The sequence below is a fragment of the Sphingopyxis sp. MWB1 genome (assembly GCF_000763945.1).
GTDB lineage: Bacteria > Pseudomonadota > Alphaproteobacteria > Sphingomonadales > Sphingomonadaceae > Sphingopyxis.
This window is the reverse complement of record NZ_JQFJ01000002.1, coordinates 1,491,560-1,518,052: the sequence shown is the minus strand read 5'-3', so window position 1 is coordinate 1,518,052 and position 26,493 is coordinate 1,491,560. Positions and strand designations below refer to the sequence as shown.

The window sequence follows — 26,493 nt, the reverse complement described above, 5'->3', positions numbered from 1 at the left end:
TCAGATCCGCACGCCTTCGGCGGCGCCCCAGGTCGCGCGCCACTGGCCCTTGACGAATATCAGCGCGACAAGCGCCGCGACCGCGAGCCCCGCAAAAATGTAGAAGCCCGGCGCGAAGCTGCCGCTCCACTGTTTGGCAAAGCCGAGCGAGGAAGCGAGGTAGAAACCGCCGACGCCGCCGGCCATGCCGACAAGGCCCGTCATCACACCGATTTCCGCCGAAAAACGCTGCGGGACGAGCTGGAACACCGACCCGTTTCCGGTGCCGAGCGCGAGCATCGCAATCACGAACAGGCCGAGCGCTGCGGGCAGGCTACCCGCCTGCGGCACCCCGGCGAGCGCGAGCGCGGCGACGACAAAGACCATCATCAGCGCCTTCACCCCGCCGATCCGGTCGGCGAGCGCGCCGCCCAAGGGACGTACCAGCGATCCGGCAAAGACGCAGCCTGCGGTGCAATAGCCCGCCAGCACCGGCGTCAGTCCGAACTCGTCGGTGAAATAGATCGTCAGCGACGCGGCAAGGCCGACAAAGCCCCCGAATGTCACCGCGTAAAAGGCCATCAACCACCAGGCGTCGGCGCTTTTGAGCGGCTGGAAATAATCGACCAGCTTCTTGGGCGCGGGCGCGTTCGGCGCGTCTTTCGCCATGAAGAGATAGAGGAGAAAGACGATGGAAAGCGGGATGCAGGCAAGGCCAAGCACCGCATTCCAGCCGAAAATCTTCGCAAGACCCGGCGCGAAAAGCGCGGCGAGCACGGTCCCCGAATTGCCCATACCGGCGAGGCCCATCGCCTTGCCCTGATGTTCGGGCGGATACCAGCGGCTCGCGAGCGGCAGAGCGATGGCAAAGCTCGCCCCGGCAAAGCCGAGGATGACGCCCAGTGCCAGCGTGCCTTCAAAGCTGTTGACCCCCATGACCCAGGCGGTGAACAGGCCCGCTATAACAATCGCCTGGCTGATCGCGCCCGACCGTTTCGGCCCGATGCGGTCGACGAGCAAGCCGTTGACGACCCGCAGCAAGGCGCCCGCCAATGTGGGAACCGCCACCATCAGCCCCTTTTGCGCGGGGGTCAGCCCCAGGCTTTCCGAAATCTGCGGCGCGAGCGGGCCGAGCACAACCCACACCATGAAGGCGAGATCAAAATAGAGAAAGGCGGCAATCAGCGTCGGCAAATGCCCACTCGACCAAAAGCTCGACTTTCCACCCGTTGCACTGTCACCCGTGTCTGCCATCGTCCGTCCCCTTTGCGACGGGCAATAAAAAAGCCGCCAGGACGGCGGCCACGCGGGCGCATCCTGACGGCTTCATTGCCTGTGGGAAATCGGGGAAAAGGCTCCCCGTCCGCCTGCGGACCGGCCCCGACGCTGGAGCCCCTTCCGCCTTATCCTGCCCCGGCAGCCTTGCCGAGTGGGCTTAACCTGCCTGATTCGCGGATTTGTCGCAAGCGGTTATTTCGCAGGTGCAGCATAAATTTCAGACGGGCATTTAGTCACGGTAATTCCGCAAGATAGCCTTCAATATCGTCAGGATCAAAGGCGCGTCCGTCGAAAAAGCGGTCGCTGCCGAGCATCAGGCGCCCCTGTGTCGACCCCGCACCCGTGGGGCCTTCAAGCCCCCCTTCAAGCTTTGAACTTGCGCCCGGTAGCGGCGCGCCCGACCCGGCAAGCGCGGCGCGATAGAGGTCCGGCCGGAACACGCCCGCCGCCGCCTTGGCATCGCCCGGCGAATAGGAAAGCCCGTCCCACCGCGTCATCTGCGAATAGAGCCACGCCGCCTGGCTGCGCCACGGGAAATTAGCCGCCTCGCGATACTGGAACATGAAATCGGGGTAATGAACGGGTTCGCCGCCCGGGACGATGCGAATATGGTCGGTGATCGCGCGCAGCACCGCATCCTTCGGCGCGTCGAGATATTCGCTTCGCGCGAGGATCGCGGCGCAGTCTTCGGCAGCATCGGGATCGACGAAATGCGCCGCTGCCTTATGGAGTGCGCGGATCAGCGCGAGTACGGCATCGCGGCGTTCGTCGGCGACCGCGGTCCGCATGGCAAGCACCTTTTCGACCCCGCGCCGCCAGATTTGCGCCGTGGCAAGCGCGATATGGCCGACGCCGCGGTCAACAGCGACCGAGTTCCACGGTTCGCCCACGCAAATTCCGTCGACCTCACCCGCTGCGAGCGCGTCGGCGGCGAAGGGCGGGCTGGTGACGATGATCTCGACATCTTCGTCGGGCCGGATCCCCACGCCCGCGAGCCAATAGCGAAGCATATAATTATGGCTCGAATAGCGGTGAACGACGCCGAAGCGGAGCAGCCTCGACGTTTTTCGCGCGAGGGCAACCGTGCGTAGCGCTTCGCCGATCGCCGCCGGGTCGCCCAAAGTGGTCTCCAGGCCGACTTCCTTTGCTAGCGCGGTCGAAAAAGTGACGGCATTGCCATTGAGGCCGAGAACGAAGGGGACGGCCAGATCGACCGGCGGGCGGTCGCGGCCCAATGCGGTGGCGATGGCGAGGGGGGCAATCAAATGCGCAGCATCGGTGTGCCCATAGAGAAGCCGGTCGCGCACCGTCGCCCACGTCATGTCCCGTACAAGCTGGATGTCGACGTTTTCGTCCGCCGCATAGCCGAGTTCGCGCGCGAGGATGGGCAGCGCGGCGTCGACGAGAGGGAGAAAGCCGATACGGAAAGTTTCGCGGCTCACGGCTGGTCCCCCATCAATTCTTCGCTCGTGATGATCGCTTCGGCAATATCGGCGATCCGGCGGTTGGTTCGCATCGCCTGCCCGCGCAGCAGGGCATAGGCCGCTGGCTCGTCGATCTGGCGGCGCTTCATTACAATCGCTTTGGCTCGGTCGATCGCGGCGCGGTCGGCAAGGGCGCTTTTCGCTTCCTCCAATTCGCGCTGCAGCCGCGAAAAGGCCTGAAAACGACGGATGGCAAGGTCGATGACCGGCTTGATCCGCTGTTTTGAAAGGCCGTCGATGACATAGGCTGAAACCCCGGCGTCGATGGCCGCGCTTGTTGTTTCGGCATCGCTTTGATCAACGAACATGGCAATGGGCCGGGCAAGCGCGCGCGACATGGCGAAGAAATCTTCGAGCATGTCGCGGCTGGGGTTTTCCAGATTGACCAGGACGACTTCGGGCCGCGACTCTTCAATCTGCCGTAGCAGAGGTTCCGCCGTATCGATCAAGATCAGATCGTCGATTCCAGCCTCACGCAAGCCTTCGCAGATGATCGCCGCGCGCGTTGCACTGGTGTCGATAATAGCGATCCGCATGCGCGGCTGTTTAAGACGGGTGATATGAATCTTCCAGTCCATTCCTGTCTGTCGCATTTTTTTGATGGTTGGTAGCGGCGATTCGTAATTTTCGATCAGGCCGAGCCGTGGATGATCCTTGAGCCGAATGGCGAGGCGGGTGGCTTTCCATAACGATATGCCGCGTCGTCTGAGAAGCACAAGCGGGGGATCGCGAGCGCTAGGCCATGCCCAATAGTCAAAAAAATCCAGGATTTTAAAGGGCTTGCAGACAGGAGGCCCAGCTGCCTTGTATCCGCAAATCCAAGGATGCGTACCATTTGCCTATACCAAATTATCTATACCAATTTTGCTTTTGTGAAATTTTCATTTGACGATCATCGTCATACCACTATGCCTGACAAAAATAATCAACCAAGGGAGAGTGAGAATGTCGATATGCGTCGGCGGCGCCCGTTCGGGTGCGCCCAATTTTCGTCTATTGCCGAAACTGCTGATGGGCACCGCCCTGGGGACCCTGCTGGTTCCCGGTGCGGGGCTGGCGCAGGAGCGGCCTGCCGAGGCCGTTGCGGACGACGCCATTGTCGTGACGGGCATCCGGGGTTCGCTTCAAAATGCGCTTTCCGAAAAGCGCAATGCCGACAGTCTGATCGAAGTCATTCAGGCCGAGGACATCGGCAAGCTTCCGGACCAGAATCTCGCCGAGGTCCTGGAAAATGTCACCGGGGTTCAGATCACGCGTGAGGCCGGCGTTGGCACCGGCGTCCAGATTCGCGGCACCAATGACAATCGCGTCGAGATCAATGGCGTCTCGACCGTCGGGTCGGGGTCGGGCCGCGGCGGCATCAGCTTTGAAGATGTCAGCGCCTCGATCATTTCTTCGGTCGAAGTGATCAAGGCGCCCGAAGCCAAGACAATCGAAGGATCGGTGGGTGGTACGATCAACCTTCGCACCATTCGTCCGCTTGACCTCAAGGAACCGCTGATCGCCGGGCGCATCCAGGGCGAATATAGCGAATTGTCAAAAAGCGTGATGCCGCGTTTTTCGGCGACGCTGGGCAATCGCTGGTCCACCGGCATGGGTGAAATCGGTATCGTGCTGAGCGGCAGCTATGCCAAGCAGGAGGCGACCTCCTTCCGCCCGCGCGTCGACCTCGACGGCGGCCTGGTAGAAAATGTAAACGCGGTTGTTGTCAGGGACGGAAAAACGGAAAGTCCCGCTGATCGCCCTGCCGCACAGTCTTTTGACTTTGTCGGCATCCAGTTTCTCAATCAGGAACTGGAAAATTTCGAATATGAAACCAAGAATTTCGCCGGCACCATCGAATGGGCGCCCAGCGACAATCTGAAATTCTATTTCGATACCGTCTATAACGACCAGGAACGGCGGCAGGACAGCTCGCGCGTGCAGGGCTCCGGGGTTAGCGTGCTCGTCAATCGCAGCGTCCCCACCTCCTTCCGTACGGTTGATTTCGGGACGCTCGATGGCGTGAAGCTCGGCAGCATTCAGGTGGCCGAGACCGGCGTTCTCGAACCCGATCTCGCCTTTGATCGCGACGATCCCAATATGCGTTTTTCCAGCGATGTCGGCGCGCGCCTGACAACAAGCGAGATTTACCGGCTGGGCACTGAATTTAATTCGGGTCGTTTCTGGGGCCGGGTCGAGGCGTCGCGCTCGATTGCCAATACGTCCAGCCCCGACCTCAGCACGACGGTAAACTTCCTCAATCCCAATGCGCCGATCTTTACGGGCAATGATAATGCGGTGCCCTTCCGTTACGATCTGTCGGGCGGGTCACTGCGTTTCGGGATCAATTTCGATTCCCCGCTGGCGCCAACCGTCGATCAATTGCTCGACCCCAATAATGTCGTGTTGCAGCAGGTGGTGATCGGAGATGACAGCAGCCGCAACAAGGAAGACGCCTTCCGCGTCGACATGTCGCTCGATGTAGAAGATCTTACGCCCTTCTTCACCTCCTTCGATATCGGCTATCGCTACAACAAGGCTGTGAACAGCTTTAACGATGTCGGGACCACGCTGACCCTGAGCAGTCTGAACGACAGCCCGCGGGGCACCCATTTCGCTGACCTGCTCGTTCCGGGTCCGAATAATTTCGGGGACGGCGACGGACGCGACCTGTTTTTCAAGGATTTTCTGGTCATCGACCCCAATCGCGCTTTCAGCGACCGCGCCGGAACCATCGCAAAATTGCGGGAAGCGCTGGCCGCTGCTCCTGGCAATCGCATACTCAAGGATGCCGAGCCCAATTGGGCAGGCTTTTACACGATCAAGGAGGAAACGCACGCCGTCTATGGTCAGGCCAATTTCGAAACCGGCCCGATCCGAGGAAATGTCGGTTTGCGCTGGCTCGACACGAGGCTCAATTCCATGGGCTATTCGGTCTCTGGCGCTAATGTCGTCCCGACGAACAATCGCGGCGGCTACAGCAAATTATTGCCGCGCGTGAATATGGTCGCCGATCTCAGCGACAATCTGGCGCTGCGAGCAAGCTGGGGCCGTGACATCAATCGTCCGGACTTCGACCTTCTCTCCACTTCGGTATCATTCGTGACGAGCGAAAATGCCGCTGTCTCGCTTGGCAATCCCAATTTGCGCCCCGAAACCGTCACTTCCTATGACGCGTCGGTCGACTGGTATTTCGCCCCGGCTTCGGTGATCAGCGTTGGCGTCTTCCACAAAAAGCGCACCGATCTGTTCGTGACGCAGCTGGAGGATGCTCCGCTCGATGCCAATGGCCATCGCGACATCACGCCGCCGTGTGAAGGCGGGGGGATCTATAACCCCATCGCGTTCCGCAACCAGCTGTCGCCCATTGGCGGATCGGGCATGTGCGTTCCGATTTTGTCGACAATCAACGATACGGGCAATACCACGCAGACGGGCATCGAAGTTGCCGTTCAATACGACCTGTCGCAATTTGAAGATACGCTCGGCTTTGCTTCGGGCTTTGGTGTCCTCGCCAACTATACCTATCAGGATTTTGGTGGCGGCGAAGCTGTAAATGAATCGGCAGAGCGCGGTACCGATATCTTCAACGCGATCAACGGCATCTATAATAATGCCAATTTCGTGCCCGTAACCGCGAAACAGGGCCTGCTCGATTTTTCGAAGCACGCTTATAATGTGACGCTTTATTATGAAAAATACGGGCTGTCGGCGCGTGCGCGCTACACTTGGCGCAGCGCCTTCCGCACCCTCGACACCGTCGGCGGAGCGACGCTTTCGAGCACCTTCGGTTTCCCCGTCGTCACCTCGGCGCGCGGGCAGCTGAACGCCAGCATCAACTATGATGTTACAGACTTTCTCAATATCGGGGTGGAGGGGGTCAATCTGACCAAATCCAAAATCTCCCAATATTGCGTCAATGACGGCGCCTTGCTGTGCGGCGAAGGTCTGCCCGACCGCCGCATAACCTTTGGCGCATCACTTCGCTTCTGACCTTGACGGTGGCGCGCCGTCGCGCGCGCCGTCAGACTCTCCGGCAGCCGGTCTCCGTCCAGACTGTGCTGCCGGAACCGCTGCGGGCGCTTTCGTCTACAGCGTTTCATCGCAGGCCATGCATAAGCTGATTTTCAGGCTGGTCATTTTGTCTGCAAGAATTCATTGATATTGTCCTACCGCTTGTGTAGGCCAAAATGAAAATAGCATAAGTGGGGAGCGGCAGTGACATTTCAAAAGCTTCTGGCGGTAACGCTGATGGTGTCGGCATCCTGCACGGCACAGGCACGTGATCTTCTGGTCAAGGATGCCACCGAATTCAAAGCAGCGGTGAAGGCCGCCCAGCCCGGCGACGCTATCCTGCTCGCCGATGGCGAATGGCGCGATTTCCAGGCGGTGTTTACCGGCAAGGGGACCGCGAAAAGGCCGATCACTCTCGCGGCGCAAAACAGCGGCAAGGTGTTTTTGACCGGCCAGTCCAATCTGCGGCTGGGCGGCGAACATCTGGTCGTGCGCGGGCTGGTTTTTCGCGATGGCTACAGCCCCACGCGCGAAGTCATTTCCTTTCGCCGCGATTCGAAGCAACCCGCGCATCATTCGCGCCTGACCGAAATTGTCATCGACGGTTTCAGCAACCCCGACCGCCGGGCAGAGGACATCTGGGTCGCGCTTTATGGCAGCGATAACCGCGTCGATCATTCGCATTTCGAGGGCAAGACCAATGCCGGTGTCACCCTGGCGGTCATCCGTCCCAAGGGGCAGCCGCAGGCCAACAACCACCGCATCGACCATAATTATTTCGGCCCGCGCCCGCCGCTGGGATCGAATGGCGGGGAAACGGTTCGCATCGGCACCAGCGATGAATCGCTGACCGACAGCAAGACTGTTATCGAACGCAATATATTCGACCGCGCGAGCGGCGAGGTCGAGATTGTTTCGGTCAAGGCGGGCGGCAATATTTTGCGCGAAAACCTTGTCCTGCGCTCGCAGGGCGCCTTCGTCCTGCGTCACGGCAATGGCAATCTGGTCGAGCGCAACATCTTCCTCGGCGATGGCATAGCCGACACCGGCGGCGTGCGCGTGATCAATCGCGACCAGGTCGTGCGCGACAATTATTTCGAAGGTCTGGCTGGCAACTCCTTCAAAAGCGCCATCAGCGTGATGAACGGCGTCCCCAATTCGGTGATCAACCGCTATCATCAGGTCGCCAATGCGCGGATCGAGGGCAATAGCATCCTCGACAGCGCGCGGATCACTTTGGCCGCCGGGGCCGATGCCGAACGGTCGGCGGCCCCTGTCGACACGCGGTTCGAGCGCAATCTGATCAGCGGGATGGACGGGCGCGACCCGCTGCGCGCCGAAGGCGATATTTCGGGGATCGCCATGGCCGGCAATGTCGCGGCATCGGTGGCGCAGCCGCGCTTCACCGACGGCATCGCCTATCGCGACATCGCATTGGAGCGCGCCGCCAACGGCCTCCTCTATCCGGTCGACCCGGCGCTTGCCGATGTGGGCGCCCCGCGCGACCTTCAGCCGGTGCGCCGCGAAGAAGTTGGGGCAAGCTGGTATCGTTCCGCCGCGCAGGAAGCCGCCTTTGGCAGCGGCAAGACCGTCGCTGTCCAGCCGCAGCAGCTGGCAGAGGCGCTGCAGGCAACCAGTGCGGGCGACACGCTGATCCTGGGCGCGGGCATTCATCAGCTTTCGGCCCCGCTCGTCATCCGTCACCGCATCACGCTTGCTGGGGGCAAAGGGGCAGCGCCCGTCGTGCGTCTGCAAGGCGAGGGCCTTGCCCTTGTCGCGCGCGGCGGCGGTTTGCAGCTTAAAAATCTTTCGGTCGATGCGACCGGCGCCAGCCCGGACGGAACGCTGGTCAAGGTCGCCGCCGGGGTCGCCCCCAATTATGAACTCCTGTTCGACGGGGTGCGCGTCACCGGACCGGGGAAGGCGTCTGCCTTTGCCGGAATCCGCGCGGCGGCTTCGACCTTCGCCGATCAGATGCGCCTTGCGAACAGCCATTTTTCGAACATGGGCATCGTCGTTGACGGCACGGGCGAGCAGGAGCCAAAGGGCTGGTATCCGGTCGAGCGGCTCGAGATTGAAAATAGCGATTTCAACCGCGTCGCGATGGTGGCCGATCTGTTGCGCAAGGGCACAGACGAAAGCACCTTTGGCCCCTGGTTTGCGATGCACGGCTCGCGCGTTGTCGAAAGCGGCGTCGGCGACGCGCCCTCGCTCCGCGTTTCGGGCGCGCAGCATGTCGATATCACAGGCAATATCTTCACCCGCTCGGCGAGGCTGGAGGTGATCCACAGCGTCGGAACTCCCGACACGAAAATCACCGCCAATCGCTTTGTGAACACGCCCGCGCCCAGCGTCCTTGAACTTGTCTGGAAGGGAGAGAAGCGCGGGCGCCTTGCGGATAATGTGGTGGAAGGGCGTCCATGAGGCCGCTTCTTGCCCTAGTCCTTGCGGGCGGGATGCCGCTCAGCGTTGCCCTGCCGGCCGCTGCCATCGCCGCTGATAGCGCGCCGCGCGCGCCGGGCGCGCGCGAGCAGGCGCCGCTTTTTGCCGCCGAAATGGAGCGCGCCGCGCGCAATGTCGAAGCGTCGATCCGCGCAGGGATTCAGGTGCCGGTGCCCAGGGATCCGGGCGGCGGTTTCACCCATGAAAAGCACAAGCAAAATTACCGCATCATCTTTGAGGCGGGCCAGCTTTACCGCCTGACCGGCGATGTCCGCTATCGCGACCATGCGCGCGACTTGCTTAAGGCCTATGCCGATCTCTTTCCGGGGCTTGGGCCGCATCCTGCCGCCTCCAATCAGGTGCCGGGGCGTCTTTTCTGGCAAAGCCTGAACGACAGCGTTTTTCTGGTGAATGCGGTGCAGGGCTATGCCCAGATCCGCGCATCGCTCCCGGCGGCAGATCGTGACCATATCGACAATGGATTGATCCGTCCCATGGCGCGCTTCCTCTCGGATGGCTCGCCGCAGGTGATCAACCGCATCCATAATCATGCGACCTGGGCGGCGGCGGGCGTCGGCCTGTCGGGCTATCTGCTGAACGACCGCGACCTGGTCGACAAGGCGCTGCTCGGCCTCGACAAAAGCGGCAAGGCGGGCTTCCTCCGTCAGCTTGACCTGCTCTTTTCACCCGACGGCTATTATGCCGAAGGTCCCTACTATCAGCGGTACGCGCTTCAGCCCTTTGTGGTCTTTGCCGCCGCCATTGCGGCGCATGACCCGCAGCGAAAGATTTTCGATTATCGCGACGGCATTTTGCTGAAAGCGGTGCGGACGACCATCGACCTCACCCATGATGGTTATTTCATTCCGCTCAATGATGCGATCCGCGAAAAGAGCCTGCAGACCGAGGAATTATATCATGCGGTCGCCATCGCTTATGCGGCCACCCAGGATCCCGCCTTCCTGTCGATAGCAAAATGGCAGGGCCGCACCGTCCTGACCCCCGAAGGCGAGACGGTTGCCGCCGATCTGGCCGCCGGCAAGGCGCAGCCCTGGCCCTTTGCCTCGCGTGCCTTGAGCGATGGTCCCGACGGCCAGTCGGGCGCCTTGATCCTGCTGCGCGGGGATGCCGGTTTCGACGGGCCGCTGCTGGTTGCCAAAAATGGTGTGCAGGGCATGGGGCACGGCCATTTCGATCGGCTGAACTGGCTTTATTATGACGAAACCGGCCCGGTCGTGACCGATTATGGCGCGGCGCGCTTCCTCAATGTCGAGGCGAAGGCAGGCGGGCGCTATCTGCCCGAAAATGACAGCTGGGCCAAGGCGACGGTCGCGCACAATATGCTCGTCGTCGATGAGCAAGATCAGTTCGGCGGCGACTGGAAAAAGGGCGAGGAACATGCCGCGCAGCAGATAGCCGCGGGGCTCGATGCGCCGCTCCAATATTCGATCGCCGCTATCGACACCGCCTATCCCGGCGTTGGGCTGCGTCGGGCGCTCATCCTCCTCAAGGTCGAGGGGTTGGCACAGCCGCTGACGCTCGACATCTTGCGCGCCACCAGCGACGCCGCGCACCGTTATGATCTGCCGCTGCATTTTTCCGGCCATATCATCGACAGCGACGTGGAATTTTCCCGCAATCTGGCTGAGCGCTCGGTGCTGGGAACGGCCAATGGCTATCAGCATCTGTGGGTCGATGGCAAAGGGCAAAAGGCTGATGGCGCGCGCCTTACCTGGATGAAGGGGCGGCGTTTCTACAGCTATCATATGCGGCCGCCTGCGGGGACAAATTTCATCCTCGCCGAAAGCGGCGCCAATGACCCCGATTTCAACCTGCGCCGCGAACCGGTGCTGATCCAGCGCGCCGATGGGCAGAAAAATGCGAGCTTCGTCAGCCTGCTTGAACCGCATGGCGATTATGACGCCTCGACCGAGGCCGTGGTGGCCAGCAGTTCGCGTCTGCGCGCCTTTGACCATCGCCGCCTCGATGCGGCGGACCTTGTGAAAATCAGCCTCGCCAATGGGGAGAGCTTCGTGGTTGCCGTGGCGGATGATGCGTCCCCGGCGGCGCGGCATAACGTGATGCTGGAGGGGCGCCGCCTTGAATGGACCGGCCCTGTGGCGCGCATCAAATTACCAAGGGAGACACGCAAATGAAGGGGCGTCTGCGTTGGTGCGTCATCGGTCTGATCGGCCTGGCCACCGTCATCAATTATATCGACCGCAACGCGCTTGCCGTAATGTGGCCCGAAGTGTCGAAGGAAATTGGCGCGACGAAGGAGGATTATGCCCTTCTCGTCACCATTTTCATGATTTTCTATGCGTTCGGCCAGTCGCTGTTCGGGCGTATCTTTGACGCCATCGGGACGCGCATGGGCTTTACCGTGTCGATCGTCATCTGGTCGCTGTCCATCGCGGCGCATGCGCTGGTGCGTTCCATGCCCTTGCTCATGGTGTTGCGCGCGACGCTGGGGGTCAGCGAGGCCGGAAACTGGCCGGGCGCGGCCAAGGCCAATGCGCTCTGGTTTCCCTCGCGCGAACGCGCGCTGGCGCAGGGTATTTTCAACGCCGGGGCATCACTCGGCGGGATTATTTCGGCGCCGCTGATCGCGCTGCTCTTCGTGCAGTTCGGCTGGCACGGCACCTTTCTGCTGATCGGTGTTCTCGGCTTTATCTGGCTGGTGCCATGGCTCTGGTTCTACAAGGCCGATCCCGAAAACCACCCGCATATCAGCGCCGAAGAGCGCGCCTATATTCTGTCGGGCCGTACCGAGGCGGGGCAGAGTGAAACGCGCCGCATGCCGCTCGGCGAATTGCTGCGCCACCGGCAAAGCTGGGGCGTCATTCTCGCCCGCTTTTTCCTCGATCCGGTCTGGTGGCTGTTCGTGTCGTGGCTGCCCATCTATCTGGCTGAAACCTTCGGCTTTGACGTGAAGCAGATCGGGCTTTTTGCCTGGGTGCCCTTTGTCGGCGCGATGATGGGAAGCCTGTTCGGCGGCTGGCTCGCGGGGCGCATCATCGGCGGCGGCGGCAGCGTCCACAAGGCGCGCACGACGGCGATTGCGCTGGGCTGCGCGATCATGTTGCCCGCGCTTTTGCTGACGATCCGCGCCGATGATCCCTTGTCGGCGGTGCTGCTGATTGCCTGCATCCTCTTTGGTTTTCAGACTGCCATCGGCAATATCCAGACGCTGCCCAGCGATTATTTCGGCGGCGGCGCGGTCGGTAGCCTCGCCGGGATCAGCGGGACCGCCGCTGTCGCGGGGACGCTCATCACCACCTGGCTCGTCCCGCTGCTTACCAAGGCCAGCTACGCGCCGATCTTCGCGCTTTCGGCGGCGATTGTGCCGCTGTCCTTCCTCGCTTTCCGCCTGATTGGTGGCCGGGTTGAACCGGTCGTCACCGGGCATCCCCACGCTCAGAATAAGGAATGAGTAAAATGAATCTCCAAGGAAAAACCGCGCTTGTAACCGGCGGCGGACGCGATATCGGCCGGTCGGTCTCGATCGCGCTGGCGCGCGCCGGTGCGCGGGTCGCGATCAACTATAAGAGCGGTCGCGAAGCTGCCGAGGAAACGCTTGCCGCGATCAAGGATGCGGGCGGCGATGCCTTTCTCGTGCAGGCCGATGTGACGGACAGCGCGGCGGTCAAGGCGATGCTGGAAGAAGTCGGCGTCGCGTTCAGCGGCCGTCTCGACATTCTCGTCAATCTCGCGGGCGGCATGGTCGCGCGCAAGACGCTGGCGGAAATGGACGAAGAGTTCTTCGATCATGTCATGACGCTGAACATGAAATCGGCCTTCCTCGTGCTGCAGGCGGCCTATCCCTTCCTGGGCGAAGGGTCGTCGGTGATCAACGTCGCGTCGCAGGCGGGCCGCGATGGCGGTGGGCCGGGCGCATCGGTCTATGCCACGGCCAAGGGCGCGATGATGACCTATACCCGCTCGATGGCCAAGGAACTGGGCCCACAGGGCATTCGCGTCAATGCGGTCTGCCCCGGCCTGATCGGCACCAGCTTCCACGATATTTTCTCCAAGCCCGAAGGCCGCGCGGCCGTTGCCGGCAACACGCCGCTGCGCCGCGAAGGCCATCCGGACGAAGTGGCGGAAGTGATCACCTTCCTCGCCTCGCCAGCCTCCAGCTTCCTCGCCGGGGTCAATCTGGACGTTAACGGGGGCCTGTTCCTCTCCTGATCAGGGGGAACCGATCGCGCTGAGGAGAGCGCCCTCTTCGAAAGGGGGCGCGGCGCCGATCAGTCATCTTCGCCGCGTCCCTGATCCACTCAGGGGCGCGGCAAGAGATGGAATGAAAATTTCTCTAATCGAATATCAAAGTGGTATGACCATTTGCGCATGCATAATGGTTGACATAATGGTCATATTATAAGACCAGACCAGTCATAACAGAATCACTCGCCAGGGAGAGGGATAATGAGTTCATCGGAACAGGCTCGCGTTCGGGCTATGCGGGCGGCCATGCTGAGCAGCGCCGGGATATTGGTCGCTATCGCCGCATCGGCGCCTGCGATGGCGCAAAGCGATGTTGCGGATCAGGCCGCGGCGCAGGATGATGACGCGATTGTTGTCAGCGGTGTGCGCGCGTCGATTCAGGATTCGATCAACGTCAAGCGGCAGGAAACGGCCATCGTCGATGCGCTATCCGCCGACGATATCGGTGACCTGCCCGCGCTGTCCGTGGGGCAGGCGATCCAGACGATCACCGGCGCGACGACCCACCGCGAAAAGGGCGATGCGTCGGAGCTCGCGCTGCGCGGCCTTGGCCCCTTCCTCAGCAACTCGACCTTCAACGGCCGTGAAGCTTCGAATGGCAGCGGCGACCGCTCGGTCAACTTCAACCAATTCCCCTCGGAACTGGTCAACAATATCAAGATCTACAAGACGCAGCAGGCCAGCCTGATCGAAGGCGGCGTTGCCGGGACTGTGGAAATTGGCACGCTGCGTCCGCTCGATTTCGGCAAGCGCCGCATTCAGGGCGAGATCAAGGCGCAATATAATCCCTATGGCAACCGCATTGTCGGCGAGGGCGGGATCGGCTGGCGCGGGACGCTCAGCTATGTCGACCAATTTGCGAATGACACCATCGGCATCGCCCTTGGCGTCCAGCGCAACGACACGAACAATCCCGAAGAAACCTTTGCCGCTTCGACGACCTGGACGGCTTGCCGCGCCGATATCATCGTCCCCAATGGCAATTGCACCGAATATACGCGCGACCAATATGGGGAAGATCGCCCCTTCTATCTTGCCCCCAATTCCTACACTTTCCGCCAGATCAGCGAGACGGACCGCCGCGATGCGATCTTCGGCGCCATCCAGTGGCAGCCGTCGGACCGGATCAATGTCAATCTGGACGTCCAATATTCGGATCGTACCTATGTCGAAAACCGCACCGACCTCAATCTGTCGGAAGGGCGTTATGGCATTACCAATGCCGTCTATGATGAAAATGGCGCGCTTCGCAGCTTTGACGGGCGTTCGTCGATTGAATCAAACACCATCGAACTGGCGCGTTCTGAAGAATATCTGGGCGGCGGCCTGTCGGTCGAGTGGACGCCGACCGACCGTCTGACGCTCACGCTCGATGGCTCCTATTCGCGCACCATTCGTTATGAAGATGAGCGCAATGCGCGGCTGCGGACCGACGCCTTTGACGTCAATGGCGTCCGGACCGCGATCAACAACCAGCGCATCCCCTATAAATATGAGCTGCAGCCGGGCAGTTTTGTCCCGACGATCACCATCGATCCGCGGTTCGACCTCAACAATCACGATCTGTTCTGGGACGATGCGCGTTTCCGCCGCGATCAGAGCCGCCGCTATAACCGCATCCTCGCGGGCCGCGCCGATGCCCGTTACGAAACCGACGGCTTCCTCAGCGCCATCTCGGCGGGCGGGCGCTGGTCCAAGCTGGTTTACCGCGATTATGACGTCCGCAAGGAAGAAAATTATAATCCGGCGATGTCAGAGGATCGGCGGATTAACAATCTGTGCCGCAACCTTGCTTTTCCGCAGCGCGATTTTCTGTCGGCAGCGGGTGATGCCAATGGCATTCACAGCTGGGCGACCTTCGACCTTGACTGCTTGTTCCAGGAATATGTGGGGGCAGTCGATCCGGGACCGCTGGAGGACAAGCGCGCAATTGCCAACCGCGATGTGATGGAACGCACTTTCGCGGGCTATATCATGGGCGAATATGATGCGAACCTTGGCAATATGCCGGTGCGCGGCAATTTCGGGGTGCGGGTCGTCAATACCCAGGTGACCTCTTATGGTCTTCGCAGCGAGCTGGATGTCGTCACGACCACCGACGGCATCGAACTGGTCCCGACGGGCGAATTTGAAACGGTCACGATCAAAAGCTCTTCGACCCGCGTTCTGCCCAGCATCAATGCGATTTTCGAAGTTGCGCCCGACGTCCAGTTCCGCCTGGCGGGCTATCGCGCCATGTCGCGTCCCGCGCCCAGCGCGCTGGGGGCAGGCCGCACCATCACCCCGGCTGATGGCAGCGATTTCGATACGATCGAGGATGCGATCGGCGGCATCATCGCCACGGGCAGCCCGCGTCTGAAACCGTTGATGTCGTGGAATGCCGATGCCGCGCTTGAATGGTATCCGAACAAGGACAGCATGCTGTCGGCCACCGTCTATTACAAACAGTTCAACGGCGGCTTTGAGCCGGTCATCATCGATGAAAGCTTCAACATCGGCGGTGAAGAAGTTGTGGTGCCGGTTCCGCAGACGCGCAACAGCCCCGACAAATCGCGCATCTATGGGCTTGAACTGACGGGGGCGACGCGCTTCAGCTTCCTTCCCAAGCCGCTCGACGGGTTCGGCGCCAAGGTCAGCTATAATTATGCCGACTCCAATTTTGTGACCCAGGATATTCGCCTTGGCGATACCTATAATCCGGTCACGGACAGCGTGGAGCCGGGGATTGTCGAGCCGGCGAATTTGTCGGGCTATTCCAAGCATGTGCTGTCGGCGCAGGCTTATTATGAAACCGGCCCCTTGTCGCTGCAGGCCATTTATAACTACCGGTCGAGCTATTATCAGGACTTTGTCGGCGGCAATAACCAGCTGCGCTATGTGGGTCCCAGCGAGACGGTCGATCTGCGCGCGTCGCTGGCCCTGATGAAAGGCGTTTCGCTGCGGGTCGAGGCGGTGAATATCTTCAACGATCCCAAGGAAACTTACATGCCGGTTTACGGCAACCCGCGCCAATATCATTATTATGGGGCAAAATATTTCATCGGTCTGCGGGCGCGGATCTAACCCCGGATGCGGCCTTTGGCCCGCCTTCTTCCCCTTGCCTTGGCGGCGGCGCTGGTTTCGACCAGCGCCGCCGCAATGCCGGGCGAGCCAAAGGCGCCGCGCGCCGAAGCGCGGGATATTGTTTATCGCGACGTGGACGCTATCGCGCTGCGGCTCGATGTATATGAACCCCCGTCCGGCGCCTCGCGTCCCGCGCCGGTGCTTGTCCATTTTCATGGCGGCGGGTGGGCGCGGGGACAGCGGCCCGAAAGCTGGACCGGATTTCGCCCCTATCTGAACGCCGGAATGGGGCTGGTGACGGTGCAATATCGGCTGGCCGGGCAGGCCAGGGCGCCGGCGGCGGTGCAGGATGCGCGCTGCGCGCTCAAATGGGTCGCCGATCATGCCGAACGCTTTGGCTTCGACCCGGCGCGCATCATCGTCACCGGCACGTCGGCGGGCGGACATCTCGCCGCCATGGCCGCCTATCTGCCCCCCGACAATGATATCGACAGCGCCGAATGCCGCGGCGCACCGCGCGCGGCGGCGCTGATCGACTTTTACGGGCCCACCAATCTTACCCAGTGGCGGCCTGCCGCCGCAGGGCGGCACCCGACGATCGCGCGCTGGATTGGCGAGGGCGCCGATGCGGCCCGGCTCGAACGCCATATGTCTCCCTTGCACTGGCTCTCCTCCGATGCGCCGCCGACCTTCATCGTCCATGGCGATGCCGATCCCGTGGTGCCATTTGATCAGTCGGTGGCACTGAAACAGCGGCTCGATGCGCTGGGTGTGGCGGCAGAGATGGTGCGCGTGCCGGGCGGCGGCCATGGCCGCTTCTCCCCCGAATGGCGGGCCGATATATCCCGCCGGGCGGTCGCCTTTTTGTGCGGGCAGGGATTATTGGAAGCAATCTCATGCCCCATAAAAAAATAATCGCCTTTTGCCGGACAGGCTTCAAAATTGTCAGACCGGATTGTATGATCTCTCCCGAGATATTTTGGGGAGTTGCTTGAACATGGCTGAACGCCGTCTTTTCGAGGAAATTGCGGACGAATTGCGTCGGCTGATCCTTGATGGAACCTTCCCACCGGGCGCACGCCTGCCGGGGGAGCGCGAATTGTCGGAACGCTTTGAGGTCAGCCGGGTAACGATCCGGGAGGCAGAGATTGCGCTGCAGGCGATGGGCTGGATTCACATACGCACCGGCGCCGGCGCGTATGTCGCCGCTGAATTGCCCTATGATCACCGCATATTGCCCGATGTCGGGGCCTTTGAACTGACCGAGGCGCGCTCGCTGTTCGAAGGCGAGGCGGCGGCGCTCGCGGCGCCGACCATTTCCCTCGAAACGCTGGAAAAGCTCGACGCCTTGCTCGAAGCAATGGCGGACGAAAATGCCAGCGAGGATGAAATCAGCGCGGTCGACCGCGAATTTCACATGACCATTGCGGCGGCATCGAACAACAAGGCGATCATCCATGTAATCGACAGCCTGTGGCGCATGCGGATGGAATTGCCCGACGTGCGCTCCAGCCATTCGATGGTCTGCCGCAAGGATGGCAAGGCGCGTCAGGCCGAACATGCCGATGTGGTCGAAGCCTTGCGGCGCCGCGATGCCGCGGGCGCACGATTGGCAATGCGGCGTCATTTCCACCGCTTGCTGGAATCGATGCTCGACGAAACCGAACAGCGGGCGTTGGTCGAATTGCAACAGCGCGCCGCTGAAAGCCGCGAACGTTATATGCTGAGCGCAAAGCTGGGCTGATACAAGGGAGACTGGGTCGCTACTATGACGGTTTTGACATGCGCTGGCGACCCAGTGCCTCACCTTCTTGACGCACGACGCGCCGGGGCGGCGCTGCCCCATTTTCCGGGTTCGGTGCCCGGCACACTGGCCGATGCCTATGCGTGCCAGCACCGGCTGACCGCCGCGCTGGGGCAGCCTGTCCTTGGCTGGAAGGTCGGGCGTATTCCGGTCCCCTTGATCGACCAACTCGGCACCGACCGGCTGGCCGGACCCGTGCTGCGCAGCGCCCAGTTGACAGGGGAAACCCCCGGGCAGGCTCATATTTTTGTCGGCGGCGCGGCGGCGATTGAGGTTGAGCTGATGCTGCGCCTCGCGAAGCTTCCGCCCGAACTGCCCGCGACCCCCGATGACACGCGCGGCTGCGTCGACCGCATCTGTGCGGGTTTTGAAGTCGCAAGCTCGCCCGCGCCCGATGTGCATGACCATGCACCCTATGGCATTATCGCCGATGTCGGCATCAACAATGGCCTGCTGATCGGCCCCGAACTAGAGCCTGAAGGCTGCGAGCAATTAATGGTCGAAACCCGGATCGCCGATGCGGTGGTCGGAACGGGCCGCGCCTGCGACATATTGGACGGCCCCTGGGGTGCGCTGCATTTCCTGATGGCGCTGCATTTTCGCGGCGAGATCCGCCTGGCCGCCGGCCAATGGATTTCGGCGGGCGCGATCACCGGCGTCCATCCCATCGACCCCGGCCAATCGGCGACCGCCCGTTTCGGCGACAAGGCCATCATCCACTGTATCGCCGTTCCGGAAAGTGAAGATATCGCATGAGTGTTAAAAGCCGCAATATCGTCTGTTTTGGCGAGGTGATCCTGCGCCTCGCGGTTCCGCCGGGCAGCTTCCCCTTGCAGGTGCCGCAAATGGATGTGCATGTCGGCGGGGCCGAGGCGAATGTCGCGGTTGCGCTCGCCGCGCTGGGGCATCGCAGCCGCATGATCAGCGCGCTGCCGGGCGATGCCATTGGCGAGGCCGCGGTGTCCGAACTGCGGCGGCACGGCGTCGATGTCGCGGGCATCGCGCGGGGCGCGGGGCGCATGGGGCTTTATTATCATCTGGCGGGCGGTGCGGGACAGGCCGCCGAGGTGATTTACGACCGCAGCGACACGCTGTTCGCCGCGACCCCGGCCACCGACTGGAACTGGGCCGAATTGTTCGATGGCGCCGACTGGCTCCATGTTTCGGGCGTCACCCCGGCGCTGGGCCCCGATGCGGCAAAGGCGGTGCTCGCCGCCGTGCGCTTCGCCCGCGAACAGGGGCTCGGCATCTCCTTTGACGGCAATTGGCGCGGCCGCCTGTGGCAGAAATGGGATTCGGACCCCGCCGCCATTTTGTGCGAGATCATTGAGCAAGCGAGCCTCTTGTTCGGCAACCACCGCGACGCGACCCTCCTGCTGGGCCGCCAATTTTCGGGCGATGGCACGGGGCGCCGCCGCGAAGCCGCGCTCGCGCTGCTCGACCGCTTCCCCAATCTCGACCATGTCGCCTCGACCGCGCGCCATATCGTCGGCACGGGCGAGCATCATATTGTCGCGCGCATGGACAGCCGCGTCGATTCCGCGACGACCGATCCCGCGATCATCGCGCCGATCGTCGACCGGGTGGGCACGGGCGACGCCTTTGCCGCCGGGGTCATCGACGGTCTGTGGCAGGGTGAGGGGTTGAACGCCGTCCAGCGCGGCCTCGCGCTGTCGCGGCTCAAGCACGGGCTGCGCGGCGACTTCGCCCCCTTTGGCCGCGCGGCGGTGGCGCAGGCCTCGCAGCAGGCGCTCGACGTCCAGCGCTGACCGGCGCGAGCCGAGAGCCGCGCCGCCCGCAAGCGCGAGTCGCGCCCAACCGGACGCATCACGCCCCGGTTATAGGAAAAATTCAGGCGAGGGGAGGGGGCCACCTTTATCCCCCGTTCGCCGCCTCCGGCAGCCGCAACGGGGGATGAGGTTGTGTGTGCACAAAAAGAACAATAGGAGAACACTGGCCCAAAGTCAAGCCTCGCCGCCATCGAAGGCCGCCCTCAGGTTGACGTAAACGTCAAGAGCCGCCAAGGCGGGCGCAAAAGGGAGAGGATGATATGGCACAGGACCCCATTTTCGATTTGTCGGGGCGCATTGCGCTTGTCACCGGGGCGTCATCGGGGCTGGGCGCGGGCTTTGCCAGGGCGCTCGCCGCCGCCGGGGCGAAGGTGGTGCTTGCCGCACGCCGCGCGGACCGGCTCGCCGAGCAGGTTGCCGCGATCAAGGCCGCGGGCGGCGAAGCAATGGCGGTCAGCCTCGACGTCACCGATGCCGCATCGACCCGCGCCGCCTTTGACGCGGCGGAGGCGGCATGGGGCACGGTCGACACGATCGTCGCCAATGCCGGGGTCGCCACCGAAAATCTGGCGCTGGGCCTCTCGGTCGAGGATGTCGACGGGCTGCTCGCCGCCAATATCCGCGGTGTCTTTCTGACCGCGACCGAGGGCGCACGGCGGCTCGATGCCGCGGGCAGCCGCGAGCGCCAGCATGGCCGCATTGTCCTGATCGGCTCGATCACCGCCGACAAGCTGTTCCCCGCCACCTCCGTCTATGGCGCGACCAAGGCGGCGGTGCGCCATCTGGGCAAGAGCCTGGCGCGCGAATGGGCACGGCGCGGCATCAATGTGAACATCATCCAGCCCGGCTATTTCCAGTCCGAAATGACCGCTGCGCTGTTCGAAAGCGAAGCGGGGCGCAAGATGGTCGACAGCTTCCCGCGCCGCCGCATGCGTCCGGCAACCGATCTGCACGCGCCGCTGCTTTATCTTTGCTCCGACGCCTCGCTGGGGGTCACGGGGAGCGTCATTACCGTCGACGACGGGCAATCGCTTTAAGATTGGCGGCGCCGGGCGGGGGAGCGGGCCGGTGCCGTTTCAAAAGACATCCCCGCTCAGCGTTTCTCCGCCGCCAGTCGCGACATCAAAATCGCGGCGCGGGTTGCCTGCCGCTCGATGCTCGGCAGGTCGACCGTTTCCTGCGGCCCATGGTCGCCGGTCGAATAGCTGCCCAGCCCCGCGAGGCTGTCGACAAAGGGCGCGACAAAGCTGATATCCGCCGCGCCGCGTTTCAGCGGGTCGAGCGGCGCCATTTCCGCGAGCCCCAGGTCGCGGTTCACGGCATTCAGCCGGGTAAGCAGCGCGCGATTGCCCTCGGTCGGCGCCATCGCCGGATAGCCGCCGGGGTCAAAGGCGAGGGTCGCCGAGGTTCCCGGCGCATGATCGGCGACAATCGCCGCCATTTTCGCCTTTACCCGCGCCGCCTGCTCGGCCGACAAAGTGCGCAGGTCGCCGCGCGCAATGGCGGTGCCTGCGATGATATTGGTCTTGCCGCTCGCGCTCGCGCGGATCTTCCCCTCATCGAGCGAAACCTCCTGCCCCCCGGCGACCAGCCCGACGTTGAAGGTCAGATTGGGCTCGGGCAATTCGGTGCGGAAACGGTGAAGGATCCGGGTGAGTTCGTAAATGGCGCCATCGCCCGCATGGGCGCTGAAAATGCCCGAACTATGCCCGCTCTTGCCGCTGGCGGTGACCTGCCAGCTTTCGGAGCTCCGCCGCGCGATCGAGCTCATGTCGGCGCCGCCGTCGCGCACCAGCCCTTCAAAGCCCAGCGCCACATCGCTGCGCTTGCCCGCCGCGATCAGGTCGGCGCGCGCCACCTCCAGCGGATGGCCGCTATCCTCCTCATCGCCCGTCAGGTGAATTTCGATATTGGCGTCCTTCAGCGTCCCCGCCGCCTGCATTGCGCGCAGCGCGGCGACGATCACCGTCATCCCGCCCTTGTTATCGCCGACGCCGGGGCCTTTCGCCTTGTCGCCCATCCGCTCAAAGCGCTGAAAGGGCGAGTCCGGCTCAAACACCGTGTCGAGATGACCGATCAACAACAGGCGCTTGCCATCTTCGCGCCCCTTGTGCGTTGCAATCAGATGGCCTGCGCGCCCCGTCTCGCGCATCGGTTTCCAGATGACTTTGAACCCCAGCGGCTCCAGCTCGGCGCGCATCATCGCACCGACCTTCTCGACGCCTTCGATATGCAGCGACCCGCTATTCTGGTTCACCAGCTTTTCGAGCAGCGCGATATTGCGCTCCTGCTCCGCCGTCACCGTTTCGGCCATCACTTGTTCAGCAGGCGTAAGCTGCGCCCCGGCGGACGGCGCCGCGACAAGGCCACAGGCAAAAGCAGCGGCAAGGACAAGATTTTTCAGGCGGAGGGCAGGGACGGCGCGGCGCGGCATGGTCATGGCTTGAGCAGGCTCCTTCGCCCGCCCTTGTGCCGCCGCCGCTCGCTCAAGGCAAGCGGTCAGCCCGGATAGGGATTATCCTTGAGCAGGCGTGCCAGATGCGCGCCATCCGCCCCGCCTCATCCGATCCGCAAAAGGCGGTGAGGCAGACGTCATGACCTTTTCCTCAATCCCGGCTTGAATTGTTTATTTTCGACCAAACCGCCCTGCTGAGAAGCCGGAGCGCTCTGCTTCCCGGATACCTCCTGTGGTTTGCGATGACAGGGGCTGCCGACAGCAAGGCTCGATATCGCGGCGGAGCGCAAAACCATCATCGTCATCCCGGACTTGATCCGGGATCCATGGCTCACCGTCGTCGTAGATCCCGGATCAAGTCCGGGATGACGAGGTAAGGCGGCAAACTTTGGTCCACGCCCGCCCTGCCGCTCGCTGCCCAAAAAAGCCTGTCCTACATCATCCCTTTGTAACAGCTTTCAACCCGGCTCTTTCAACCTGTCCATCACTCTTCGCCACCCAGTCTTGCCGGTGCGGGCCAAACCCCGCGGGACCATCCGCCGGGCTGGCGCAAACGGGGTGCGCACAAGGCTGAACTTTACTGAACTTTGAAATCGCCTCTGCCGCGCGCGCGATCAATCGCGCTTGAAATAATCGAGGCTTGAACTGTTTATTTTTGACCAAACCGCATCGGCCAGCGCCATGACCGCTCGACTTCCCAAGTCCGTTCTGTGGTTTGCGATGGCAGGGGGCTGCCGACAGCAAGGCTCGATATCGGAGCGGAGGGCAAAACCATCATCGTCATCCCGGACCTGATCCGGGATCCATGGCTCCCCGTCGTCGTGGATCCCGGATCAAGTCCGGGATGACGAGGCAGAAGCAAACTTCGGTCCCCCGCCCGCCTTGCGGCGAAGGAGGCGACCATCCTACCCACATGAAAAGGGGCGCCCGGTCCCCCCGAACCGGACGCCCCAAAGCGCAAGCTGATCGCGAACGATCAGGCGCTATAGTACATGTCGAACTCGACGGGGCTGGGGGTTTGCTCAAAGGCATAAACCTCTTCCCATTTCAGTTCGATATAGGCGTCGATCTGGTCCTTGGTGAACACGTCGCCTTTCAGCAGGAAGTCATAATCGGCCGCCAGGCTGTCGAGCGCTTCGCGCAGCGAACCGCAAACGGTCGGCACTTCCTTCAGCTCTTCGGGCGGCAGATCATAGAGATTCTTGTCCATCGCGTCGCCCGGATGGATCTTGTTCTGAATGCCGTCGAGGCCGGCCATCAGCAGTGCGGCATAGCAGAGATAAGGGTTGGCCATCGCGTCGGGGAAGCGGAATTCGACGCGCTTCGACTTGGCGCCCGCGCCATAGGGGATGCGGCACGAGGCCGAGCGGTTGCGGCTCGAATAGGCAAGCAGCACCGGCGCTTCAAAACCGGGGACGAGCCGCTTGTAGCTGTTCGTCGTCGGGTTGGTGAAGGCGTTCAGGGCTTTGGCATGCTTCACGACGCCGCCGATGAAATAGAGGCACATGTCGCTGAGGCCGGCATAACCATTGCCCGCGAACAGGGGCTTGCCCTTTTCCCAGATCGAAAAATGGGTGTGCATGCCGCTGCCATTGTCGTCCTTGATCGGCTTGGGCATGAAGGTCGCGGTCTTGCCATAGGCATGGGCGACCTGATGCACGACATATTTGTAAATCTGCATCCGGTCGGCGGTCTGGGTCAGCGTGCCGAATGTCAGGCCCAGCTCATGCTGCGCGGCGGCGACTTCATGGTGATGCTTGTCGCACGGCAGGCCCAGTTCCAGCATCGTCGTGACCATTTCGGCGCGGATGTCGACGGCGCTGTCTACCGGCGCGACGGGGAAATAACCGCCCTTGGCGCGCGGACGATGGGCGAGGTTGCCGCCTTCATAACGACGGCCCGTATTGGTCGGCAGCTCGATATCGTCGATTTCAAAGCCCGACTTGTTATAGCCGGTTTCGAAGCGGACATCATCGAACATGAAAAATTCGGCTTCGGGGCCGACATAGACGGTGTCGCCGATGCCGGTGGTGCCCAGATAAGCTTCGGCGCGCTTTGCCGTGGTGCGCGGGTCGCGGGTATAGCCTTCGCCGGTCGACGGTTCGACAATGTCGCAGAAGATGACGAGCATCGGCGTCGCCGAAAAAGGATCGTCATAAACGGCATCGAGATCGGGCTTCAGGATCATGTCGCTTTCGTTGATCGCCTTCCACCCGGCGATCGACGAACCGTCGAACATCAGCCCGTCTTCCAGCGAATCTTCGTCGATCACGCCGGCGCACATGGTCAGATGCTGCCATTTGCCCTTGGGATCGGTGAAGCGCAGGTCGACCCACTCAATGTCATTTTCCTTGATCCGCGCGATGATATCCTTGGGCTTGGTCGCCATCTTGTCTTCCTTCTTTCCGTAATCGTCCGGGCTGTCCCGGCCACGTTGAACCTGTTGGTTATGGGGTGGGGTTTAAAGCGCATCCTCGTCGCGTTCGCCGGTGCGAATGCGCAGCGCGCCTTCGATGGGCATGACGAAAATCTTGCCATCGCCGATGCGCCCCGTCTGGGCGGCGGCGGCAATCGCCTCGACCACCCGTTCGGCCAGCCCGTCCTCGACAACCACTTCCAGCTTCACCTTGGGCAGGAAGTCGACGACATATTCGGCGCCGCGATATAATTCGGTATGTCCCTTCTGACGGCCAAAACCCTTCGCCTCGGTGACGGTGATGCCGCTGACGCCGACATCGTGCAGCGCCTCCTTCACCTCGTCGAGCTTGAACGGTTTGATGATCGCCTCAATTTTCTTCACGCTTCTCTTCCCCTTTGGGCCGGTCTTTGCTGCTCGCAGCCAAGGCCGGATCAGGCCCGCCTGGTCCGGTCTTGCGCCATGAGTCGGTGCGGTCCCCGCCATCTTGCACCAATCAAGAGCCGTGCCAATTGGCGAATCGCGGCCATTGGCGAAGTTTTCACTCCGCCGCCCGCGCCTCTGCCCAAGGCTTGTGCAGGCATGGCGCGAGGCTGCCTAATTTATGGGCATTTGATGGGTGAGGGGCGGCGGGAGCGGTCAGCGCAGCTCCCGGCAGTGTTGAGGAGACGCTGTGTCCCGTTACTGCCAAGGCGGCGCGTTCAGCCCCTTGGGGCTGGCGGTGAAGATCTCGCAGCCATCTTCGGTAATGCCGATGCTATGTTCGAACTGCGCCGACAAGGAGCGGTCGCGGGTTACCGCGGTCCAGCCGTCGGGGAGCATCTTGACCGCATATTTGCCCGTGTTGATCATCGGTTCGATGGTGAAGAACATGCCGGGGCGAAGCTCCGGCCCGGTGCCGGGGCGGCCGGCATGGACGACCTCGGGCGCATCGTGGAACAATTGCCCCAGCCCATGGCCGCAAAAGTCGCGGACCACCGAATAGCGATGCTTTTCGGCATATTGCTGGATCGCATGGGCAATGTCGCCGATGGTGTTGCCGGGCTTTGCCTGTTCGATGCCCAGCATCAGGCTTTCATACGTCACCTCGACCAGCCGCCGCGCCTTGATACCGACGTCGCCGACCAGATACATGCGGCTGGTGTCGCCGTGCCAGCCGTCGATGATGCTGGTGACGTCGACATTGATGATGTCGCCATCGCGCAGCGGCTTGTCGTCGGGAATGCCGTGGCACACGACATGGTTGATGCTGGTGCAGCAGCTATGGGTAAAGCCGCGATAGCCGAGCGTTGCGGGGATGCCGCCGCCCGCCAGCATCATCTCGCGCACCTTGGCGTCGATGGCGGCGGTGGTCACGCCGGGCTGGATAAAGGGAACAAGCGCGTCGAGGATTTCGGCCGACAGCCGCCCGGCCTTGCGCATCCCGGCAAAACCTGCCGCATCATGCAGCTTGATCGTGCCGTCGCGCACGGCGGTCGGGGCGCCCGCTTCGGCAGCGGTTACGGAGACATAATTATACATGGGAATGATATAGGCGAAACGGGGGGCGATTGCGAGGG

Annotated in this window: 18 protein-coding genes; 11 read left to right on the top strand and 7 right to left on the bottom strand. The window is 62.3% G+C overall.

All coding sequences use genetic code 11. The annotated features are described in order from the left end of the window. The 3 genes from JV18_RS0107765 to JV18_RS0107755 all read right to left on the bottom strand — a co-directional run bounded on the left by JV18_RS0107765 (position 1) and on the right by JV18_RS0107755 (position 3,277). Positions 1–1,233, bottom strand: a complete 1,233-nt coding sequence (locus JV18_RS0107765) for a nitrate/nitrite transporter (protein ID WP_033074060.1) — start codon at positions 1,231–1,233, stop codon at positions 1–3. Between the two features lie 257 nt (positions 1,234–1,490). Further along, positions 1,491–2,699, bottom strand: a complete 1,209-nt coding sequence (locus JV18_RS0107760) for an ABC transporter substrate-binding protein (RefSeq protein ID WP_033074059.1) — start codon at positions 2,697–2,699, stop codon at positions 1,491–1,493. Beyond that, complete coding sequence (locus JV18_RS0107755; RefSeq protein WP_033075103.1) at positions 2,696–3,277, bottom strand: ANTAR domain-containing response regulator; 582 nt, start codon at positions 3,275–3,277, stop codon at positions 2,696–2,698. The genes JV18_RS0107760 and JV18_RS0107755 overlap by 4 nt, the downstream gene beginning before the upstream one ends. Positions 3,278–3,752: 475 nt before the next feature. Here JV18_RS0107755 and JV18_RS0107750 point away from each other — a divergent pair, with 475 nt between their 5' ends. From JV18_RS0107750 to JV18_RS0107700, 11 genes are all read left to right on the top strand, one after another. Then, positions 3,753–6,716 carry a TonB-dependent receptor gene (locus tag JV18_RS0107750; RefSeq protein WP_052072151.1) on the top strand — a complete coding sequence of 988 codons (2,964 nt, stop codon included), beginning with the start codon at positions 3,753–3,755 and terminating at the stop codon, positions 6,714–6,716. Between the two features lie 225 nt (positions 6,717–6,941). After that, entirely contained in the window at positions 6,942–9,161 is a 2,220-nt protein-coding gene (locus tag JV18_RS0107745) for a polysaccharide lyase 6 family protein (protein ID WP_200879078.1), read from the top strand. Then, positions 9,158–11,335 (top strand): heparinase II/III domain-containing protein, encoded by a 2,178-nt coding sequence (locus JV18_RS0107740; protein ID WP_033074058.1) that lies wholly within the window; start codon positions 9,158–9,160, stop codon positions 11,333–11,335. Before JV18_RS0107745 ends, JV18_RS0107740 begins: the two co-directional genes overlap by 4 nt. After that, positions 11,332–12,612, top strand: coding sequence for an MFS transporter (locus JV18_RS0107735; protein WP_144243898.1), 1,281 nt, complete (start codon positions 11,332–11,334; stop codon positions 12,610–12,612). Before JV18_RS0107740 ends, JV18_RS0107735 begins: the two co-directional genes overlap by 4 nt. Positions 12,613–12,617: 5 nt before the next feature. Beyond that, positions 12,618–13,370 carry an SDR family NAD(P)-dependent oxidoreductase gene (locus JV18_RS0107730; protein WP_033074057.1) on the top strand — a complete coding sequence of 251 codons (753 nt, stop codon included), beginning with the start codon at positions 12,618–12,620 and terminating at the stop codon, positions 13,368–13,370. Positions 13,371–13,607: 237 nt separating this feature from the next. Next, the gene (locus tag JV18_RS0107725; RefSeq protein ID WP_033074056.1) at positions 13,608–16,469 is read left to right on the top strand and encodes a TonB-dependent receptor; all 2,862 of its coding nucleotides are present in this window, start codon (positions 13,608–13,610) and stop codon (positions 16,467–16,469) included. 15 nt (positions 16,470–16,484) lie between these two features. Then, on the top strand, positions 16,485–17,384 hold the full coding sequence (locus JV18_RS0107720) for an alpha/beta hydrolase (protein ID WP_160174182.1): 900 nt from the start codon (positions 16,485–16,487) through the stop codon (positions 17,382–17,384). An 82-nt stretch (positions 17,385–17,466) separates the two neighbouring features. Next, the gene (locus JV18_RS0107715; RefSeq protein ID WP_033074055.1) at positions 17,467–18,213 is read left to right on the top strand and encodes a FadR/GntR family transcriptional regulator; all 747 of its coding nucleotides are present in this window, start codon (positions 17,467–17,469) and stop codon (positions 18,211–18,213) included. 54 nt (positions 18,214–18,267) lie between these two features. Beyond that, the gene (locus JV18_RS0107710; RefSeq protein ID WP_144243897.1) at positions 18,268–19,029 is read left to right on the top strand and encodes a 2-keto-4-pentenoate hydratase; all 762 of its coding nucleotides are present in this window, start codon (positions 18,268–18,270) and stop codon (positions 19,027–19,029) included. Next, positions 19,026–20,042: a sugar kinase gene (locus JV18_RS0107705; protein WP_033074054.1), complete on the top strand. Its 1,017-nt coding sequence runs from the start codon at positions 19,026–19,028 to the stop codon at positions 20,040–20,042. Before JV18_RS0107710 ends, JV18_RS0107705 begins: the two co-directional genes overlap by 4 nt. Positions 20,043–20,323: 281 nt before the next feature. Then, positions 20,324–21,100 (top strand): SDR family NAD(P)-dependent oxidoreductase, encoded by a 777-nt coding sequence (locus JV18_RS0107700; protein ID WP_033074053.1) that lies wholly within the window; start codon positions 20,324–20,326, stop codon positions 21,098–21,100. Positions 21,101–21,156: 56 nt separating this feature from the next. Here JV18_RS0107700 and JV18_RS0107695 read toward each other — a convergent pair whose 3' ends face one another. The 4 genes from JV18_RS0107695 to map form a co-directional block, all read right to left on the bottom strand. After that, positions 21,157–22,503, bottom strand: coding sequence for a M20/M25/M40 family metallo-hydrolase (locus JV18_RS0107695; RefSeq protein ID WP_033074052.1), 1,347 nt, complete (start codon positions 22,501–22,503; stop codon positions 21,157–21,159). A gap of 991 nt (positions 22,504–23,494) precedes the next feature. Next, complete coding sequence (gene glnA / locus JV18_RS0107690) at positions 23,495–24,907, bottom strand: type I glutamate--ammonia ligase (RefSeq protein WP_033074051.1); 1,413 nt, start codon at positions 24,905–24,907, stop codon at positions 23,495–23,497. A 72-nt stretch (positions 24,908–24,979) separates the two neighbouring features. Next, positions 24,980–25,318, bottom strand: coding sequence for a P-II family nitrogen regulator (locus tag JV18_RS0107685; protein ID WP_033074050.1), 339 nt, complete (start codon positions 25,316–25,318; stop codon positions 24,980–24,982). Between the two features lie 297 nt (positions 25,319–25,615). Further along, positions 25,616–26,455, bottom strand: a complete 840-nt coding sequence (gene map, locus JV18_RS0107680) for a type I methionyl aminopeptidase (RefSeq protein ID WP_033074049.1) — start codon at positions 26,453–26,455, stop codon at positions 25,616–25,618. Between the last annotated feature and the right edge of the window lie 38 nt (positions 26,456–26,493).